The organism is Alteromonas sp. KUL150 (assembly GCF_009811475.1).
In the GTDB taxonomy this organism is placed as follows: domain Bacteria; phylum Pseudomonadota; class Gammaproteobacteria; order Enterobacterales; family Alteromonadaceae; genus Alteromonas; species Alteromonas gracilis.
Genome location: NZ_BLIJ01000055.1, coordinates 30067 through 49573, shown reverse-complemented (window position 1 = coordinate 49573; position 19507 = coordinate 30067). Strand labels below are relative to the sequence as shown.

Annotated in this window: 14 protein-coding genes; 10 read left to right on the top strand and 4 right to left on the bottom strand. The window is 45.8% G+C overall.

The annotated features are described in order from the left end of the window. The first annotated feature begins 305 nt into the window (after nucleotides 1–305). On the top strand, nucleotides 306–4103 hold the full coding sequence (gene putA / locus GVO62_RS13020; RefSeq protein ID WP_159119613.1) for a bifunctional proline dehydrogenase/L-glutamate gamma-semialdehyde dehydrogenase PutA: 3798 nt from the start codon (nucleotides 306–308) through the stop codon (nucleotides 4101–4103). Between the two features lie 95 nt (nucleotides 4104–4198). Here the strand turns inward: putA and GVO62_RS13015 are convergent, their stop codons facing one another. Next, complete coding sequence (locus GVO62_RS13015; RefSeq protein WP_236547154.1) at nucleotides 4199–4801, bottom strand: TIGR04211 family SH3 domain-containing protein; 603 nt, start codon at nucleotides 4799–4801, stop codon at nucleotides 4199–4201. A 172-nt stretch (nucleotides 4802–4973) separates the two neighbouring features. Here GVO62_RS13015 and GVO62_RS13010 point away from each other — a divergent pair, with 172 nt between their 5' ends. Together GVO62_RS13010 and GVO62_RS13005 are read left to right on the top strand one after the other, a co-directional pair. Further along, nucleotides 4974–6479 carry a CYTH domain-containing protein gene (locus tag GVO62_RS13010; protein WP_159119612.1) on the top strand — a complete coding sequence of 502 codons (1506 nt, stop codon included), beginning with the start codon at nucleotides 4974–4976 and terminating at the stop codon, nucleotides 6477–6479. A 59-nt stretch (nucleotides 6480–6538) separates the two neighbouring features. Then, the gene (locus GVO62_RS13005; RefSeq protein ID WP_159119611.1) at nucleotides 6539–7618 is read left to right on the top strand and encodes a DNA mismatch repair protein; all 1080 of its coding nucleotides are present in this window, start codon (nucleotides 6539–6541) and stop codon (nucleotides 7616–7618) included. 21 nt (nucleotides 7619–7639) lie between these two features. Here GVO62_RS13005 and mutH read toward each other — a convergent pair whose 3' ends face one another. Continuing rightward, on the bottom strand, nucleotides 7640–8317 hold the full coding sequence (mutH, locus tag GVO62_RS13000) for a DNA mismatch repair endonuclease MutH (RefSeq protein ID WP_159119610.1): 678 nt from the start codon (nucleotides 8315–8317) through the stop codon (nucleotides 7640–7642). A 112-nt stretch (nucleotides 8318–8429) separates the two neighbouring features. Between mutH and rppH the strand changes: the two genes are divergently transcribed. From rppH to GVO62_RS12965, 7 genes are all read left to right on the top strand, one after another. Further along, the gene (gene rppH / locus GVO62_RS12995) at nucleotides 8430–8972 is read left to right on the top strand and encodes an RNA pyrophosphohydrolase (protein ID WP_159119628.1); all 543 of its coding nucleotides are present in this window, start codon (nucleotides 8430–8432) and stop codon (nucleotides 8970–8972) included. Between the two features lie 83 nt (nucleotides 8973–9055). Next, a complete protein-coding gene (ptsP, locus tag GVO62_RS12990; protein WP_159119627.1) occupies nucleotides 9056–11347 on the top strand; it encodes a phosphoenolpyruvate--protein phosphotransferase in 2292 nt (763 codons plus the stop codon). 3 nt (nucleotides 11348–11350) lie between these two features. Further along, entirely contained in the window at nucleotides 11351–12157 is an 807-nt protein-coding gene (locus GVO62_RS12985; RefSeq protein WP_159119609.1) for a sulfite exporter TauE/SafE family protein, read from the top strand. Nucleotides 12158–12161: 4 nt separating this feature from the next. Beyond that, the gene (gene lgt / locus GVO62_RS12980; RefSeq protein WP_159119608.1) at nucleotides 12162–12965 is read left to right on the top strand and encodes a prolipoprotein diacylglyceryl transferase; all 804 of its coding nucleotides are present in this window, start codon (nucleotides 12162–12164) and stop codon (nucleotides 12963–12965) included. A gap of 18 nt (nucleotides 12966–12983) precedes the next feature. After that, nucleotides 12984–13817 carry a thymidylate synthase gene (locus tag GVO62_RS12975; protein ID WP_120960985.1) on the top strand — a complete coding sequence of 278 codons (834 nt, stop codon included), beginning with the start codon at nucleotides 12984–12986 and terminating at the stop codon, nucleotides 13815–13817. A 9-nt stretch (nucleotides 13818–13826) separates the two neighbouring features. After that, a complete protein-coding gene (locus GVO62_RS12970) occupies nucleotides 13827–14894 on the top strand; it encodes a response regulator (RefSeq protein WP_159119607.1) in 1068 nt (355 codons plus the stop codon). Further along, nucleotides 14891–15865 (top strand): GGDEF domain-containing protein, encoded by a 975-nt coding sequence (locus GVO62_RS12965; RefSeq protein WP_159119606.1) that lies wholly within the window; start codon nucleotides 14891–14893, stop codon nucleotides 15863–15865. The genes GVO62_RS12970 and GVO62_RS12965 overlap by 4 nt, the downstream gene beginning before the upstream one ends. A 16-nt stretch (nucleotides 15866–15881) precedes the next feature. Here GVO62_RS12965 and GVO62_RS12960 read toward each other — a convergent pair whose 3' ends face one another. Beyond that, a complete protein-coding gene (locus tag GVO62_RS12960; protein ID WP_159119605.1) occupies nucleotides 15882–18068 on the bottom strand; it encodes a response regulator in 2187 nt (728 codons plus the stop codon). Nucleotides 18069–18155: 87 nt separating this feature from the next. Further along, nucleotides 18156–19499, bottom strand: a complete 1344-nt coding sequence (locus GVO62_RS12955) for an AmpG family muropeptide MFS transporter (protein WP_159119604.1) — start codon at nucleotides 19497–19499, stop codon at nucleotides 18156–18158. Between the last annotated feature and the right edge of the window lie 8 nt (nucleotides 19500–19507).

Genomic DNA, 19507 nt, shown 5'->3' with positions numbered 1-19507 from the left:
AAAACGATAAAAAAATGTGTCTGCGACATGTTATTAAATGTCATCTAACCCACTGGCTATGCAGCTTGACACGGGTTTGAAAAAACTTTGTTGACAGGGGCTTGGCAGGGCTTTTTTCTGTGCTACCATCCGCGCAAATTTGGCGCCGTCGTGATCTTCATCCAAAAGTATAAAGTTTAAAGATTAACGATACGTCAAAGCAGGGTTTCGACTTTGCTTGTTTTTTCCACGCTTCCATGTAACCGTGAGTAGTCATACACGGCGGGAACGCTTTTTATTACAGCTATTTCTATGAAAGGGTTGCGATGCTCATTAACGACACACTTCATACAACTTCACCCCTACGCCAGCGCATAAGAGACTACTATCGCATTAGTGAGTCAGTGGCTGTAGATCAAATTCTTCCTATTGCCGAAGTTAATCCTCGTGCGCGCAGTCGCGCGTGGGAGAGAGCGCGAAAGATGGTGCTACAAATTCGCCGCGAACAAGAAGGGCACGGTGGCGTAGACGCACTCTTGAACGAGTACTCGTTGTCTACTGCCGAAGGCGTGGTATTGATGTGCTTGGCCGAAGCTTTGCTACGCGTGCCAGACAAGGCTACCCAAGATGAACTTATTCGCGACAAACTCTCCCAAGGACAGTGGACGCCGCACCTTGGCAATTCAGAGTCGTTGTTTGTAAACGCATCTGCGTGGGGCTTGTTGTTCACCGGCAATATGGTGAACTATGCCGACAAGCGTAAGAAAGAACAGTTTGGCCTGCTGAAGCAAACACTTGGACGCTTGGGTGAACCTGTTATTCGCCGTGCAATGAACATTGCCATGCGCGTTATGGGTCGTCAATTTGTTATGGGCGAAACCATTGAGGATGCAGTCGACCGCGCTAAAGAGAAAGAAACCAAAGGGTACGTGTACTCGTACGACATGCTTGGTGAAGGCGCACGAACTATGCGCGACGCTGAGCGTTACTACGATGCATACGTGAAGGCGATAAAGGTTATTGGTAAAGCGGCCAACGGACGCGGACCAAAGCGTTCGCCGGGCATTTCAGTAAAGCTTTCTGCTATTCATCCACGTTTTGAATTTTCACACCGCGAACGCGCAATGGAAGAAATTCCTCCGCGTTTAAAAGCGCTGTGTATGATGGCGAAAGAATACGATATTGGTTTAACGGTAGACGCTGAAGAAGCGGATCGTCTTGAACTTTCTTTAGATATCATCGAAGCCGTATTTCGCGATGAAGACCTGAACGGTTGGACAGGCTTTGGCTTGGCCGTACAGGCCTACCAAAAACGCGCAATCCACGTTATAGAGCACTTACGTGAACTTACCCTTGAGGTAGGTCGCCCATTGATGGTGCGTCTGGTTAAGGGGGCATACTGGGATACGGAAATTAAGCTTACCCAGCAAGCAGGTCTTGAAGAGTTTCCTGTATTTACTCGTAAGTCATCAACCGACGTGTCATACCACGCCTGTGCAAACCGCTTACTTGAATACCGCGATACTATTTACCCGCAGTTTGCGACACACAATGCTTACACCGCATCGGTGATTGTTGAGCTTGCTGGTGATGACAAAGAAGGTTTTGAGTTCCAGTGTCTACACGGTATGGGCGATACCCTTTACGATCAGGTGGTAACACAGGATAAGATTCAATGTCGCGTTTACGCGCCTGTGGGTGAACACGAAGATCTATTGGCCTACCTAGTACGTCGTCTTCTTGAAAACGGCGCGAACTCGTCGTTTGTAAACGCCATCGTTGACGACGAAAAACCGGTTGAGTCTTTGCTCGAAGACCCAGTAGAAAAAACGCAGCGCTTGAAGGTGCGTTATAACAAGTTAATAAAAACTCCACGTGGGCTGTATGCGCCTGAGCGCGATAACTCGCGTGGTTTAGACCTTACCGACACGAATGCTGTTACTGCTTTGAAACATGAACTAGAGCGTTGGCAGGACTACTACAAAGCCAATGGCGAAATACCGGAAGGCGCTACGCCCGTATTAAACCCTCTGGATCACAGCGACATTGTTGGTTATCACCATTACGCGACGCCAGACGATATGCGTAAGGCGTTAGATGACGTTGATGCAGGTTTTGAAGCTTGGTCTAAGCGTGATGTGAGCGAACGCGCTGAAATTCTAAATCGCACGGCGGATGCGCTTGAGCGTCATATGGCCGAGCTTATTGCTATTTGTATGCGCGAAGCGGGTAAAGTTGCGCAAGACAGTATAGATGAAGTACGTGAAGCGGTAGACTTCTGCCGTTATTACGCAGTACGGGCTGAAGAACTAGCGGAAGATCAGCGTTTGCTACCTCGCGGCGTGGTTTTGTGTATCAGTCCATGGAACTTTCCATTAGCCATATTCCTAGGGCAAGTTACCGCGGCGTTAGCAACGGGTAATACGGTTATTGCTAAACCTGCTGAACAAACCAGCATCATCGCCCAGCGCGCAGTAGACATTATGCACTCGGTAGGTTTACCGGAAGATGCATTAAAACTTATTGTATCGCCAGGTAAAGAAGTGGGTGAAACCTTACTGCCAGATGAGCGCATTAAAGCGGTAATGTTCACAGGTTCAACGCAAACGGGAACGCTTATTTCTCAGGTGCTGGCAGAGCGCGGCGGCGAACAGGTACCACTTATTGCAGAAACGGGCGGTCAAAACTGTATGATTGTCGATTCAACTGCACTGCCAGAGCAGGTGGTTGATGATGTCATTCGCTCTGGGTTCCAGAGCGCCGGCCAGCGCTGTTCTGCACTTCGTGTGCTTTACGTTCAGGAAGAAATTGCTGACGATCTTATCGAAATGCTTATTGGCGCGATGAAAGAGCTGACGGTAGGTGACCCAACACAGCTTGCTACCGATGTTGGCCCTGTTATTGACGAAAAAGCGTTGAAGAGTTTGACCGACCATCAACAAGCGATGGAAGATAAGGCGAAATTACTTTATCGCTCGGAAATGCCTGCGACGTTTAAAAAAGGAACCTTCTTCCCACCAACGTTGTATGAAATTAAGAACATCGATGTGCTAGAAAAAGAAGTATTTGGTCCAGTGGTTCACATTGTGCGCTTCAAGTCGAAAGAACTTGATAACGTGCTAGAGCAAATTAACGGCACAGGTTACGGCCTAACGATGGGTATTCATTCGCGCATTGAAGAACGCGCTAATGAACTGGCCGCAAAGAGCCGTGCAGGTAACGTTTATATTAACCGCGATATTATTGGGGCTATTGTTGGCGTTCAGCCATTCGGTGGTCGTGGTTTATCTGGAACGGGTCCAAAAGCAGGTGGTCCAAACTACTTATCTCGTTTGATGATGGAGCGCGCGACACCTAAGCCTTCACATATCGATGATGTAGATGGCACAGATACAGCGCTAGTAGGTGATGAAGAGATTGCTGAGCGCGCGCATGTGATAATGGATAAAGCCAAAGCAGTAGAAGTTCAGTGGCGTCATACGCCGTTGAATGACCGTATTTCGATGGTGCGTCAGCTTCTGGCGAAAATCGCGAAAGTCGACATCGTTGATGAGCTTGCAGATGATTTAAACCGCACGTTGGCGACAGCCCGTCAGCAGCTAATAAGCGTTGAGCGCAAACTCGCTAAACCACAAGTTCTGCCAGGGCCAACAGGTGAGTCGAACAAGCTTTACCTAGAGCCGCGCGGTATTCTGGTCTGTTTTGCCGATAAAGAAGTAACGTTTGAATACTGGTTGTTGTCTGTAGTAACAGCACTTTCAACCGGCAACCCAGTAGTGTCAGTGGTATCTGAGATTTTCTATGAAGAAGCGGTAGAAATTCAGAACAAGTTTGAATCGACGGGTGCACCTAAAGGTTTGTTCCAAGTGGCCCGTCTAGCTCACTTAGATACGTTATTGATGGATGAAGATTTAGCAGGTGTTGTAGTAGATTCAAGCACTGAACGTACAGCTCGAATCTCGGCTATGTTGTCATCTCGCAAAGGCGCAATACTGCCTGTTATCACAGCAGAATATAACGATAACCTTATTCAGCGTTTGATGACTGAAAAAACGATCAGCATCGATACAACAGCATCGGGTGGTAACACCTCACTGATGACCCTTGTTGAAGATGATGAATAAATAAAGGGAATAATGCTTCACGAATAAAAATGGCCAGCAGTATGCTGGCCATTTTTTTGCTATCTTGTTCCTGGCGACGCCAAAATGCGTTCAGGTTACATCCATTCGCTATTTCGACGTTTGCGCTTTGGAAGGTAGGTTATCAACACGCCAAGTAGAATACCGATACCGGCTACCATGCCACCACGGGTAAACCATGTCACCAATTCATCCTTGCTTGCACTTTCAACTTGTGCGGTAAGTCGAATAATTTGAGATGCCTGTTCGTCATTGGTAGTAGTAAGCTTAGACACCTGCTGACGAGCGTCGTTAAGCTGCTGACGAAGCTTTGCATTTTCCGACTGTGCCGACTGCAGACCACTTTGGCTTTGAGCAAGCTTTTCGCTAATGATGGGTAGCTGTTCTGCCTGTGACATTGTGTTAGACACAAATTTACTTTCTACCCAGCCTTTACGACCCTCAGGATCAGTAACCTGCGTAAACTCAGCGTCATTGTCTCTTGCTAGAACAGTAATAGGCGTCCCGGCTTCAATTGAACCTAGAATGCGATAATTGCGACCAGGTCCGGTATGCATAAAGATAAACAAATCATCTCTTATATAGTGTGATGAAGACGCTTCTAAATCAGCGGTATCTTGTAGCGAAAATGCTTGAAAAGAGCATGCAATAAGGGCTGCTGCTAACCACTTTCGAATCATATGAAGTCCAATTTAAGAATTTAAAACGTGAAGATGGTATTGGTTGACCGCCATAAAGGCAAGTTTGTTCCACTTTTGTCTAAATTTAGAAGACCAGAAAAACGCTGTAGCATTGCGAAAAGTATGTGACAGAGGTATGGTGTCAGCATCATAAGCTGTGCCTTGCGCAACCATGTCAGAAATAGAATTAAAATTTGTAACAGGTGACGATGCTCACCAAGCGTTTACTCAACGGGTCCTCCCTCTTTTTGAAAACCACAGTATAAACGTCAATTCACATCGCGAAATGCGATTGGAAAATGACTACTACGACACGGATAAACTCGACTTTCAAAATAATAAAATGGGGTTTAGAGTTCGTGGAAATAACGGTGAGTACGAGCAAACCTTGAAGACCAACGGTGTAGTAAGCGGCGGCTTACACAAACGTATGGAATATAACGTTGCCTTGGAAAACTCACGTCCTGATTTGGCCTTGTTCGATAATAACGTGTGGCCGCAGGGGTGGGATATAGCTGCAAAAAATGCCAGCTTATCAAAGCAATTTAGTACCCATTTCACGCGAAATGCGTACGTGGTCACTATCGGCGATAGCGTTGTTGAAATCGTGCTGGATTGTGGCGAGGCGACAACAGAAAAGGCCAGTTCATCGATTAACGAGATAGAGCTTGAGTTAATGTCTGGCGATATAAACAGTCTGTTTTCGCTGGCCGCGCTAATAAATAACAATATGCCAGTTAGGCTTAGCGATGTCTCTAAAGCAGCACAAGGGTATCAACTGCTCCACGGCTTCAATGCAAAAATACGTCATTTACCGGACTTTCTCTCACTAGAAGAAAGTACCACAACAGAAGATGCGTTTTGTCATGCTGTACAAACCGCATTGGCCCATTGGCAGCATCATGAACATGTGTTTTGTGAAAGCGGGTCCATTAAAATGCTTGGGGAAGTTGCGAAAAGCGTTCGACTGCTGCTACAAAGCGTATCGCTTTATCTCCCGGTGTTGCAATGTCCAGAATTATTAACCCTGCATCAAAAGCTAGTGGCTCATGCAGAAAAGTGGGGATGGCAAGATGATCTGCAGAGCCTTCGCTATCTTCTCTCTAAGAAAAGCATGTTTAGTAAAACATTGAGCAAGCATCCCGCTGTGGTTAGTTATCTTCAAGGGCGTCAGGCAGGGTTGATGCATGCTCATGAGCCCGAAAAGTTGTTTTTTGACAACGAAGCGACCGATATCAAACTCTTGGCCATCAGCCTGATACAAAACAAACCTTGGCAAAGTGAGGCGACAGGCTTCGACCATCCTGTGCTTGAGCACGCAAAAGGGTGGTTGTCGCAGGGGTGGCAGACAGTTCAACAAAGCATGCCGCTTAGCAAAACCATGGGACCTGTTAACTATAGCGCGGTGGAAATTGTGCTTAGGCAGACTCTATGGAGTGGGTTTCTTTTAGGCGACTTGTTTGTAGAGGAGCGCGGAAATTTTCGTGCTCCCTGGTTAGATCTGCTTACCGGTATTGATGAGCTCAACGCACTCTTAATGCTGAAGCAGTCGATAGATGATGCCGAGGTTGATTCTCACAATGAAGTGCGTAAATGGACAGCGGAAAAACTGTCTACGCTTATTCGCATTATGGAACGAACGCGTTCTGTTGCGATGCAGCGCGACATTTACTGGTAGCCGGGCTAAATGGGTAAGTTTCCAGATGGCAGTGTAATTCTCATGGACGGAGGGCGCTGATGACCTCAGCTATTTTTAGTTACATTCTCTACGCGTCGATAGGCATTTATGTATTCGGGCTAGCACGTTTAATTTTGCGAAAAGAGGGATTACGCAATAAGCGCTGGCTGAGCGCTGCTTTTATTTGCTGGCCTCTTTTCATGTTAGATGAATGGTTGCGCCTAGCTTCAGCTACCGAATTTGCTTTTGTTTATGGCTTATCAGACGTGTTTGCAGTTATAGCTATCACCTGTTGCTATCGAGCAATTAAGCCCATGTTATTGGCTTACCCCTCATCAAGAAAGCGATTGTGGTGGCCAGTGATTATTACCGCTGTATTTCAGAGCACCGTGCTTTTAATCCCCATTGAAGACAAACAGCAGTGGCTAGCAGCTTCTCCCACGGGGCAGCCATTACTGCTATGGCCTGCCTATATCGCGTCGCTGTTAACTGGGTTTAGTGTATTGCTGATAGGTATCTTAATTACTGAGCATATTCAGATGTATCACAGGCATCTTCCAGAGCAGGCTGTGGATATTAAAAACCTAAAAATGCCCAAGTTGGCTGGCGTGATGGGAAGTTTAGTGGGAGTGGCATTTATGAGTATTTTGCTTGTTACCGCCGCTACGTTTGGCTTTTTCCCTGTACCGTTTTGGGAAAGCTTTCATCATTTAATGATAGGTACGGCATTATTGGTCGTGCTGTTTTCGCTAACGTTCATACGACGCACGTCGCCGTCTCCTTTAGACTATGAACGGTTAGACGAAGGTAAAGCGTCACCTTATGAGAATAGTAGTGTTATCTCTAAGGCCGAGCGCTACACCATAGGTTCAAAAGCGTACAAAAAGCGATTTTTAACGCTAGATGAATTTTGTAAGGGGGCTGACATTGACCCCACATCGCTAGCATTGGCCTTACAGCTGACAGAGCGTAAAAACTTCAGGCGGTTTATTTTCCACTATCGCCTCGAATACGCAAAAAACGTGTTGCTGCGCAGTGACGCCAAGCTTGAAGCGGTTGCAAAGCGGATTGGGGTGAATTCAGAAAAGTTTCTGAGCGACTATTTGGTGAAGCACCTCGATACGACAACGCTAAAATAGGTGGCACGACCGCTGCCACCGCTAACCGCCAAAGGCGTTTGACAATATCTGGTGGGTGAATGTCTTACGCAAATAAAACCCTCGCGGGCGTGTTTTTATGCGCTGGCCTTCTTGTCCTAACGCATCTGTGAGTACTTTGCCGTTCGCAGCTTTCGGCCGGATATGCAGTGCTACGCCCTGGCGAGAGGTGATCGTCTCAACCTGTCCTGTAGAAATTTGCTCAACTAATTCTTCCCAGTCGCTTCGTAACAGCGCATCTTCATGTACATTGGGTCGCCAATAAAAACCGGTAGCGACTCTTCTCTGCCCAAGCGGAATGGCTCTATCTCCTTCAATAGGCAACCACAAAACTTGCTGTAATTTATTGCGCACATTTGAAGTTTCCCATGTAATGCCAGGGGGCATGAGCAGCGGTGCAAAACATACATATGTTGTTTCTAATGGCGAAAAATTAGCGTCAATGGGTATAGTTTTCAATTCAATACCCAGCTCAGGGAAGTCTTGCTGAGGTTTTGAGCCTGCACTCGCCCCTAACCATTTTTCTATGAGCATGCCTGGCCAGCCTTTGTGACGCTGAAGATTAGCTGGAATAGCGATATTTGCCATCTCGGCTAACTCTCCCAATGACAAACCTGCAATAGCATGACATCGCTGTAGAAGGCTTTCTGGTGACGTTGGCGGAGATGATGGGGGTTGCATAAATGTCGTTATTTCCTATTTGAGCGGCGATGGCGAACATTAAAGCTATGATTGGAGCATAGTTTATGGAAGAATGAAAACATATAACAGTATAGTGTGCCCGGGAGTCTATGTGATAGATGCCGATGGATTCCGTGCGAATGTGGGCATAGTGATTTGCAACAAAATGGGTCAAATATTTTGGGCAAGACGTTATGGTCAACATTCATGGCAGTTCCCTCAAGGCGGAATTGATGAAGGGGAAACTGCCGAACAAGCTATGTACCGCGAGCTTCACGAAGAAGTAGGGCTGACACCGAAAGATGTCACTATTTTAAGTGTTACCCGCAACTGGCTGAGATATAAATTGCCTAAGCGATTAATTCGTCAGGGCAGCAACCCTGTTTGTATAGGGCAAAAACAAAAATGGTTCTTGTTGCAGCTTGATTGCAACGAGCGAGATGTCAATGTACTCAAAACGGGTCATCCAGAGTTTGATGACTGGAGGTGGGTAAGTTACTGGTATCCGATAAGAAACGTTGTATCGTTTAAGCGAGACGTTTACAGACGAGTAATGAAAGAGTTCTCGCCTGTGGTCATGTCTGCGCAGCATCGTCCACCACAACGCCAAAACGTAGTGCCACACAAACGTGGTAAAAAGCGCAGGCGCGGCTAAACATGCGGAAGATTGCTATGCGCGGGTGTAAGCAGCGAGTAAACAAGGAGTAACCGGTGAGCCCTCAAAGCCAGCAAGGCGCAATGCTAACTACATTAAAACGTATCGTGCAGGAAATTAGTCAAATTTCTGCTCTCGATACGGCGTTGTTTCGGCTTGCCTCGCGTGTTAAGCAAACGCTAAATGTGGACTCTTGTTCCATCTATCTCGCTGACTACGAGGCGCAAGAGTTCATACTAAAAGCTACCGACGGTCTTCACCCAGACGCCGTAGAGCAAGTTCGCATTGGTTTCTCAGAAGGCCTCATTGGTCTTGTAGGACAACGAGAAGAACCTCTCAATATTGTTAATGCACCTAGCCACCCCAGGTTTAAGCACTATCCCGAAGTAAAAGAAGAAAAGTACAACGCTTTTTTGGGCACACCTATCATCAATCAAAGGCGTGTGCTTGGCGTTATTACGCTCCAGCAAGCTGAAATGCGACGCTTCAGCGAAGATGAAGAGGCGTTCTTGGTTACTTTGGCCGCGCAGCTAGCGTTGGAAATCACTAATGCCGATATTCGCGGTGCGCTGACACTCTCAAATTCAAATGACAACACTGCCCGACAAAAAAATGTGCGGGGCATTGCAGGCTCCCCAGGGTTAGCGATTGGTAAAGGGGTGTCGCTAGACAAGTCAATTAACCTGAAAAACTGGGTGGTAAAACGGACCGATTCTCCGTTAGAGCAAATTCAATTATACCGCAAAGGGGTTGAGGTAACGCGAGGCCATGTGGACGCATTGTCTAATGGACTTGATGAAGCCATTCCCGATGACGTTAAGTCTATATTTCAGCTCTATCATCACCTGCTCGATGCAAATAGTTTGGGAAGAGAGGTTGAGGAAAAAATTCGCGAAGGTTGGGATGCGGCATCATCACTGAAAATGGTCATAGAAAGCTATGCTGCTCGTTTTCGTGCGATGGACGACCCTTACATGCAAGAGCGTGCCATTGATATTGTTGACTTGTCAGACCGTATATTAGCCAACATTTTGTATGAAGCTAACGGTCAAAAAGTTACAGAGAAGGTCATCACAAAAGCCAGTATCTTGGTGGCTGATGAGGTTTCAGCGCCAATGCTTGCCGAGTTTCCAAGAGACAAGCTCAACGGCATTATTTCTATTCGTGGTTCTAACAACTCTCACGCTGCAATTTTAGCAAGAGCTATGGGCGTGCCCGCCGTGATGGGCTGTCAAAATGTAACGCCTGCGCTTTTGGAAGACAAAGAAATTCTGCTTGATGGCTACTCTGGTGAAGTCATTATTTCCCCTGAGCGCAACATAAAAACAGAGTTTATTCAGCTCATTGAAGAAGAGTCGGCGATCGCCGAAAAGATTGATGCAGAGGCTGATAAACCGTGTGAAAGCGTAGATGGCTGCAGAATGTCGCTCTATATTAATGCTGGCCTATCTGCTGAAGTTGAATTAAACGCAGAGCAAATTGGTGCTGGTGTAGGGCTTTATAGAACTGAAATCCCTTTTATGCTTCGAGAGCGGTTCCCCTCAGAACAAGAGCAGGTCGAATTGTATCGCCAAGTGTTAGAGGCTGCGCCCACATTACCCATCACTATGCGTACCTTAGACGTGGGAGGTGATAAGCCATTACCTTATTTTCCAATTAGCGAGGAAAATCCATTTCTGGGGTGGCGGGGTATTCGTCTAACGTTGGATCATCCTGAAATTTTCTTGGTTCAAGTACGCGCTATGCTTCGAGCAAGCGTTGGGCTAAGTAACCTACAAATAATGTTGCCAATGATTTCCACCGTGTCTGAAGTGCAAGAGGCAAAGCGACTTATTAATCAGGCATTTTACGAGATATCTGATGAAATAGCCGAGTCAGGAGAGACCCTGAACAAACCTAAGTTAGGTATCATGCTTGAAGTACCTTCTGTACTTTATCAATTACCTCAATTGGCTAAGCACGTCGACTTTTTCTCGGTAGGCAGCAATGACTTAACCCAGTATTTACTAGCGGTAGATAGAAACAATACGCGAGTAGCTGGTCTCTATAACAGTTATCATCCTGCGGTATTAGGTGCGCTTTACGATGTGGTGCAAAAAGCTAATCAGAATCAGGTGCCAGTGACTATTTGTGGCGAAATTGCTGGTGAGCCTGCTGGCGCACTACTGTTAATGGGGATGGGATACCGCCGATTGAGTATGAATGGTTTTAACTTGAGGAAGATCAACTGGCTTATTCGAAAAGTCACGTTAGATGAGTGTAAGCAGTTACTTTCGCTGGCACTTACCTCTGTGAATCAAGAAGAAGTCTTTGTGCACTTGAATAAATATCTTGAAACAAAGGGCCTTGGAGGCCTTATCCGAGCAGGTGCGTAAGGAATGGACCCACTCGTTGTTATCATAGTCAGTTGTCTGATTCTAGGTTCCGTTGTTGGCATTCTCGCGGGAATGCTCGGCATTGGCGGTGGTCTTATTATCGTGCCTGCGCTGTCGTATTTGCTTATTCACTTTATGGGAATGACCACTGAAACCGTCATGCCTGTTGCTATTGCTACTTCGCTTTCAACCATTATTTTTACAGGCATGTCCTCGGCGCGCGCTCATTACAAACTCGGTAATATTCAACGTAGAGTGGTGCTTTACACGGGCTTGGGCATTGCCGTTGGCGCTATTATAGGCGCACAGGTGGCAAGTCATATATCCGGTGAGCTCCTAAAGGATATTTTTGCCGTACTAGTTATTTTAATTGCACTGCAAATGATATTCGGGAAACAAAAAGCGTCCGAAAACGAAGCGTCTAACGGCACCTTATCCTTCGTGGGTGGTGGCGCTGGTTTACTAAGTGCGTTGATGGGCATAGGTGGTGGTGCATTGCTGGTGCCTGCTCTAGTATGGTTTCGTGTTAATGTACGCGCAGCTATCGGCTGCGCCGCTTTTTGCGGCTTAGTTATTGCAGTTTTTGGAACCACTAGTTTTGTTATTGCAGGGTGGAATGCGATAGATGTACCAGAACACAGTTTGGGTTATGTTTATTTACCTGCCACAGCTGGTATTGTTGCTACCTCGATGTTCACCGCAAATATTGGCGCGAAGCTTGGACAGCGCGTGAACGTTCGCATATTGAAAGCGATGTTGGCATGCTTGCTGGTTCTCGTAAGTATTAGAATGATTTTAGGAATTGAATAAAGTAATGGAACAGAGCAGTTATCTGGTATTCCCCAGTATCGACCCCGTTATCTTCAGTATGGGCCCGTTAAGTGTTCGTTGGTACGGTCTAATGTACCTTGTGGGGTTTATCGCCGCCTATCTATTGGCACAAAAGCGCCTGTCACAAACGAATTGGAGTCGCGAGCAGCTAAGCGATTTACTTTTCTGGAGCTTTGTCGGCGTTATTTTAGGTGGCCGTATCGGTTACGTATTCTTTTATCAGTTTGGCATGTTCCTCGACGACCCGCTGTATCTTTTTAAGATTTGGGCTGGCGGTATGTCATTCCACGGTGGATTACTTGGAGTATTGGCGGCGCTGTTTTGGCGAGCGAAGTGTATGAACACGACTTTCCTGAGATTAGGGGACTTTGTTGCGCCACTTGTACCGATTGGGTTAGGTGCAGGGCGAATTGGAAACTTCCTTAACGCAGAGCTTTGGGGGCGCAGTACCGATGTGCCATGGGCGGTTATATTTCCGAATGCGGGTAATGTGCCTCGCCATCCCTCTCAGCTCTACGAGTTTGCGCTAGAGGGGGTTTTACTCTTTATTATTCTATGGCTTTATTCTGCTAAAAAGCGCCCAGTAGGGGCAGTCAGTGGTTTATTCTTATTAGGCTACGGAAGTTTCCGTTTTATCGTTGAGTTTTTCAGAGAACCCGACGCTCATATTGGCTTATATCAAATGGGCCTAAGCCAAGGACAACTTCTTTGTTTACCTATGATTGCTTTAGGAATAGGATTATTAGTACGCGCATATACGCGTGGAAAAGGCCGTGTTGAACAGTAAATAAGTATAAGAATAACGATGAAAGAATATCTCGCATTAATGCGCCATGTACGTGATACGGGTGTGAAAAAGGAAGATCGAACTGGTACGGGTACGTTAAGTGTATTTGGCTATCAGATGCGATTTAACCTCCAAGAAGGTTTTCCGTTGGTGACCACGAAGAAGTGCCACCTTAAATCAATTATTCATGAGCTGCTTTGGTTTCTAAAAGGCGAGACTAATATCGCCTATTTAAAAGAACACGGCGTGAAAATATGGGATGAGTGGGCAACTGATGAGGGTGAACTTGGCCCTATTTATGGCCACCAGTGGCGCAGTTGGGATCGGGGCGATGGCACATCGGTAGATCAAATCGCAGAAGTGGTAGAGCAAATCAAAACCAACCCTGACTCTCGACGTCTTATCGTGAGCGGGTGGAATCCAGCGGTTTTGCCAGACACCAATTATTCTCCAAAAGAAAATGCGGCAATGGGTAAACAGGCTTTGCCCCCTTGTCACACGCTGTTCCAGTTCTACGTGCTTGACGGAAAGCTAAGCTGCCAGCTGTATCAACGCAGCGGCGACATTTTCTTGGGCGTGCCATTTAATATTGCAAGTTATGCACTTCTCACCATGATGATTGCCCAAGTTTGCGATCTGGAGCCGGGTGATTTCATACATACACTGGGTGATGCGCACTTGTACTCAAATCACCTTGAACAGGTGGAGCTGCAGCTTAGCCGCGAGCCGTTTGCGCGTCCCACAATGGAAATAAACCCGGAAGTTAAAGACATCTTTGGGTTTTCTTTTGACGACTTCACGCTTAAAAACTACCAGTCACATCCACACATCAAAGCCCCCGTCGCAGTTTAAGGAGTTACCATGAGTACTCCAATATTGATTTGCGACGACTCGGGTTTCGCAAGGCGTCAAATGGCGCGTAGTTTGCCTGATAATTGGGATGTAGATGTTTCTTTTGCTGAAAATGGCGAACAGGCGCTAACGCTTATTCGAGAAGGCAAAGGAGATGTAGTTTTTTTAGATCTCAATATGCCGGTTATGGATGGCTATCAAACAATGGAAGCTATCCGTAAGTTCGACTTACCGTGTTTGGTAATCGTTGTGTCGGGTGATGTGCAGGCACAAGCACGAGAAAAAATGCTGGCGCTTGGTGCATTAGATTTTATCAGAAAGCCCATCGACAACGAAAAGCTGAGCCAAATATTATCGTCTTACGGTATCTACAGTGGTGAAGGTCATTCGTCAGGTGCTCGTTTAAACACAGTGCAAAAAAATGATGCGCCTCATACACGAGATGAACCGACAAGCAACGAAGATAAATTAGACGCATGTCGGGAAATGGTGAACATCGCTATGGGGCGAGCAGGGGAAAACCTCGCTGAGCTACTGGGGGAATTCATTGATTTACCTATCCCGAATGTAAACCTCATAGAGAGTAACGAACTCTCTATGGCGGTGGCTGAGATAAATCGAAACGAAAGCGTGTCAGCGGTTTCTAAGGGATTTATCAGCGAGGGCATAAGTGGTGAAGCACTGGTGATCTTCAATGACACCAACTCTCAAAATATCGTTGACCTACTAAAATACCCGCCGTCAGCGTCGTCTGACAAGTTAGCGTTAGAAGCGCTTATGGACGTGTCTAATATCCTTATAGGTGCCTGCTTGAACGGCCTGTCTGAACAATTAAGCGTAGCATTCAGTCACACTCACCCAGTGTTGCTTGGTCAACATCAAGGTTTGTCAGCGTTGTTGAGTGATAATGTGCATCGGTGGGGTAAGCTAATGGCCATAGAGATTGGCTATGCTATTAAAGCAAGAGATATCTCGTTTGATTTACTGCTGCTATTTCCCGGAGATGCCATGAATCACGTTTACGAACGCTTATTAAGTGATGAAATGGACACTAACGGTGGTAAGGAGAGTCTATGAATGCTTCAACAAGAACGTTGACCCAGAACACGGAAGGTACGGCTTCTCAGGTGCCCCTGGAATTACTTGATTCCATAGAGGTCGGAATTGCGGTACTTGACCGTAATTTTACAGTACAAGTGTGGAACAAGTTTTTAGAAAACCACAGCGCTAAAAAAGCACAGACAGTCATTGGCGGCAGCATTTTTTCTCATTTTTCTGAGATAGATGAGGCATGGCTGAGAACGAAAATCGACCCGGTCTTCAATTTGAAAAGCCCTGTCTTCATCATATGGGAGCAGCGCCCTTTCTTATTCAAGTTTACCTGTAATCGCCCCGTTACATGCGCCGCTGAGTTTATGTACCAAAACGTAACCATTTTTCCTATTGTAGAAAATAATGGCCGAGTTGAACGCTTTTGTATGCTTGTATACGATGTAACTGAGCAAGCGTTAGGCAAGTTGGGTATGGAGCACCTTAACGAAGAGATGAAAACAGCGAGTCGCGTCGATGGCCTCACCGGGCTTTTTAACCGTCGCTATTGGCAAGAACGCTTTGACGAGATGTATAAGCTGTGTGTTCGTAGAGGTAAACCAAGTACAGCGCTTATGTTGGATATCGATCACTTTAAGCGCATTAACGATACTTACGGTCATCAAGCCGGTGATAAAGTCATTCAAATGCTTGCAGCGCTAATAAAGCGTTGTGTAAGGGAAACCGATTTAGCAGGACGATATGGCGGGGAAGAGTTTGCAATCATATTGAATGATTCCACTGTAGAAGATGCAAGAGCTGTTGCAGAGCGAATTCGCCAACTGGCACAGCGTTTAACGGTTGAGCACGAAGGAGAGTCGATAAGTTTCACTGTTAGTCTTGGCCTTGCTCAATTCTCTGCAGACTTTAAAAGTGCGATGGCCTGGTTAGAATGTTCAGACCAAGCGCTTTATAAAGCAAAAGAAAGCGGCCGAAACCAATACTGTATTTACGAGTAAAACCGGCTCAGCTTTGTTAAAGTGCCAAGCGAAGCGTATTTTTAAGCTCTTGAAAGGTTATGGGTTTTACAAGATGGTAACGAATACCCGAACGTAAAGAGGCTTCTTTATCGTCGCGATGTGCATTTGCTGTTAATGCGATGACAGGAAGGTCAGGACGGCCTTCCTTCAGTATTTTCGCAACCTCCAAACCGCTAATGTCTGGCAGGTTAATATCGAGTAAAACACAGTCAAAGGCGGACTCATTGGCTCTGCTAATAGCATCATCGCCCGTGTAACTTACAGTCACTTCGTGCCCCATACATTGAAGCATGTATTCGACCAATTCAGCATTTATAGGCTCATCTTCAACAACTAATATTCGAGCCTTTTTATCATCGGGCACTGCATTTTTGCTATTTGTGGTTAGATGACGAAGCGCATCGACAAACCTGTTTCGGTCGATTGGTTTTACAAAGCCTTGGTAGACTGGGAGTTCGCTAGTAGCGATGATATTTGCAATATCCGGTGTGGCTGATAATACGATTATGGGCGGAACCCTTTCTCTATATATCGCCCGTAACGTTCTTACCAGTTCAAGGCCATTCATCCCAGGCATATAAAGGTCGACAATAATTCCGGAGAACTGCAATATTTCATCGTGAAGGTTTAAAAGGTTTGCACCCGATGAAAAAGTACGTGCCGTAAAACCCTCAGAGGTAATAATAGATTGTAAATGTAGCCGTGAGATTTCGAGATCATCAACTACCGCAAACTTGGCGTTAGACGTGTTTTCCACTGCTGGCTGTTTAATTTCGACAGGGTTAAGGGGGATAAAAATCTTAAACTCGGAACCTACGCCTACTGTGCTTGAAACTTCTATATCCCCACCAAGTTTAGCGATGCATTTGCTTGCAATAGATAGCCCAATACCTGCGCCAGGATAACGCCGAACGTTGGCATGTTCGCCGCGATAGAACCTCTCAAACATGCGTTTCTGAATGACATCATCAATGCCTATTCCCGTATCGCTTATAACGACGACTAGGAATATTTCTCGTTTTTTCACTTGGGTTGTAATGGCAACATCAATTAGCCCATTGGTCGTAAACTTCACTGCGTTATCAAGTATGTTGGTTATCACCTTAGAAATAGCAATAGGATCCGTATTTACATACTGGGGCACACTGTGACTGCAGTGCATATTAAATTCGATTTTCTTGTCTTTTACTTGGACTGAAAAAGGTGAAATACATTCATCAAGCAGGCTTATTAAGTCAATTTTGGTTAATTGAAGGTTATCGTCGGCTTTAGTCGCAAGAACCTCAGTTAGATTATTCGTAAGGTTAAGTAGTCGATAGCTGGACTGCTCTGCCTGCTGAATTAAATGCGAACGCTTAGACTCCATGTTCGGAATAAGCTCAAGTGCACTTATTATTGCGCTTATCGGTGCGCGAAACTCATGGCTAATAAGCTGCAAAAATGCTTTATTTTGCATCTCGGAATCATCGTTTATTGGGGTCACCCTTAACTTTGACTTACTAAACTTATGGCTACCACTACGTGTATGTCTTTTGTAGATTAACCAAGCCACAAAGTACCATAATGACAGCGCTAGAACGCCGACGATGAGGGTAAGATAGAAGCGACTGTAAAGGCCTTGTAATTCATTGAAGTTAGCGCTTTCGCGGTCTTGGATGAGCGTCATCAGAGGAAGTAGGGTCAATTCACTTGTGTCGTAACGTGCTGCTATATTCGGCGGGCTCTTCACGAGAGTGTGTACCAGATTGAGTACATCGACAGCCTTTTGCTCGCTTGGTTCATTACCTAAATTACGGGATATTGTTGAAAAGGTATCCTCATCCAAGATACGGCCTGCTTCGGAGATACCCAGTTCGGTCTCAAAGAAAAGACGTAAGTTCTGATGGGCTACGCTTATCGGTAGTTTAAGATTATTAAACGATGCCGTTGCAGTAGGGGAGTCAGCGAAGTGACGGAGATTGTAGCGGTTGATGTGCTGCTCAGCAGCAAGAATGTCAGCTTCAATAGCGTGCCCTTTTGTTAGGCTCGCTACGATGCGCTCCTCTTGGTTAACGAGACTTATCAAAAAGATAACGGTTATCAGCGCAATAAGCCCTGCGATGAAGTTTACTTTTAGTAAAGTAAACTTCAGGACTTTCACTAATGGTTTGCTCTTTACATGGTCAACCTTGGCTGCACTCAATATTCTTCCTTGGTAGCTAGTTTTAAAACTACACCTTTATTTTAAATGTAGATAACACTCGTGAACTTGCAAGGCAATAAGATTAAATTATCCTCTTTCAACCCGGTTGATATGGTGACGAATAGCGTACAAAAAGCAGAGGCTTGGGACTACCATTGCGGTAGTTAGAACAAAAAATAAGCTCCAGTCACCGTGCAAACTGTCTACGACTACACCACTGCTAGAGGCAACCAACGTTCGCCCTGCAACGCTCAGCGATGCCATTAGTGCATATTGTGTAGCGCTAAAAGCCCGGTTACATAACAGCGATATAAAAGCGACCATCGCAACCGTGCTCCACGCGCCCGTAAAGCCGTCAACGATTACAGTTACCGCTAGTAGAGAAGTAGAGGGACCTGTTTGCGCAATAAGCGCAAAGAGAAGGTTTGACGCCGCCATTGCCACACCGGCAGTCATGAGCCCTCGGTATATGCCATAGCGAATATTAACAAGGCCACCTAATAGAGAAAAAATAATCGTTACCCACCAGTTGAGGAGTTTTGAATATGTCGCGATATCGCTGTTAGAGAAGCCAATTTCTTTATAAAAAACGATACTCATTCGACCAAGAAAGGCCTCGCCGATTTTGAATAGAAAAATAAAAAGTAAAAAAGATGCTGCGAGCTTAACGCCATTACGAGTAAAAAATTCCGAAAATGGGGTGACAAGTGTAGTTCTAACCCAGTAAACAACGGGAGAGCTATTCGTCTTGTGAGTGATTTTTTGAAGCAAGGCTTCCCTGTCAATGAGAGGTTCATTGGCTATTAGGGTTGCGCACATTAATAACGCCATAATTGCCGCTAACAGCAGGTAGATATCAGGCCAAGACCAGGCGGTTAAATCGGCAAGAAAAAATGGAATTGCGCCAAGCCCGCCATAGCCAGTCCACCACCCAGCCGTTGCCATCGAAGACGCTGCAGACAACCCATCCTTGTCGTCTTTATCTATGCAATCGATACGGAAGCCGTCAATGGCGATGTCCTGCGTAGCAGACGCAATAGCGATCAGTAAGCCTACAAACGCGACATAGTACAAATCGTAAGTTGCAGTTAGTTGAGACATACCTAGGCACAAAAGCACAATGCATAACTGCATCGCGAAAATCCAGCCTTTGCGTTGACCTAAAAGAGGCGGCTTAACCTTGTCGACTAGGGGAGACCATAAGAAATTAAAAGAGTAAGTGGCAAAAATAATTCCAAAGAGTCCTATGGTGGAACGAGAGAGCCCCTCATCTTTTAACCAGGCTGAAAGTACTGAGCTAATCATTATCCATGGAAAGCCACTGGAAATACCAAACAGAAAAATATTCAGATAGCGCTTGTCATTGAAAGTCTTTAAAGCGGTTAGCAAAACTTCAGCCCTGGGAAGTAACTCAAAAGCGTATTGAGCCATGAACCACA

Bases quoted from the DNA above. Each gene is read 5' to 3' on its own strand.
- ptsP (WP_159119627.1), top strand. From the start codon at position 9,056: ATGCTAACTACATTAAAACGTATCGTGCAGGAAATTAGTCAAATTTCT.
- GVO62_RS13015 (WP_236547154.1), bottom strand. From the start codon at position 4,801: ATGATTCGAAAGTGGTTAGCAGCAGCCCTTATTGCATGCTCTTTTCAA.
- mutH (WP_159119610.1), bottom strand. From the start codon at position 8,317: ATGCAACCCCCATCATCTCCGCCAACGTCACCAGAAAGCCTTCTACAG.
- GVO62_RS12965 (WP_159119606.1), top strand. From the start codon at position 14,891: ATGAATGCTTCAACAAGAACGTTGACCCAGAACACGGAAGGTACGGCT.
- GVO62_RS12970 (WP_159119607.1), top strand. From the start codon at position 13,827: ATGAGTACTCCAATATTGATTTGCGACGACTCGGGTTTCGCAAGGCGT.
- putA (WP_159119613.1), top strand. From the start codon at position 306: ATGCTCATTAACGACACACTTCATACAACTTCACCCCTACGCCAGCGC.
- GVO62_RS12955 (WP_159119604.1), bottom strand. From the start codon at position 19,499: ATGGCTCAATACGCTTTTGAGTTACTTCCCAGGGCTGAAGTTTTGCTA.
- GVO62_RS12975 (WP_120960985.1), top strand. From the start codon at position 12,984: ATGAAAGAATATCTCGCATTAATGCGCCATGTACGTGATACGGGTGTG.
- GVO62_RS13010 (WP_159119612.1), top strand. From the start codon at position 4,974: ATGTCAGAAATAGAATTAAAATTTGTAACAGGTGACGATGCTCACCAA.
- GVO62_RS13005 (WP_159119611.1), top strand. From the start codon at position 6,539: ATGACCTCAGCTATTTTTAGTTACATTCTCTACGCGTCGATAGGCATT.
- lgt (WP_159119608.1), top strand. From the start codon at position 12,162: ATGGAACAGAGCAGTTATCTGGTATTCCCCAGTATCGACCCCGTTATC.
- GVO62_RS12985 (WP_159119609.1), top strand. From the start codon at position 11,351: ATGGACCCACTCGTTGTTATCATAGTCAGTTGTCTGATTCTAGGTTCC.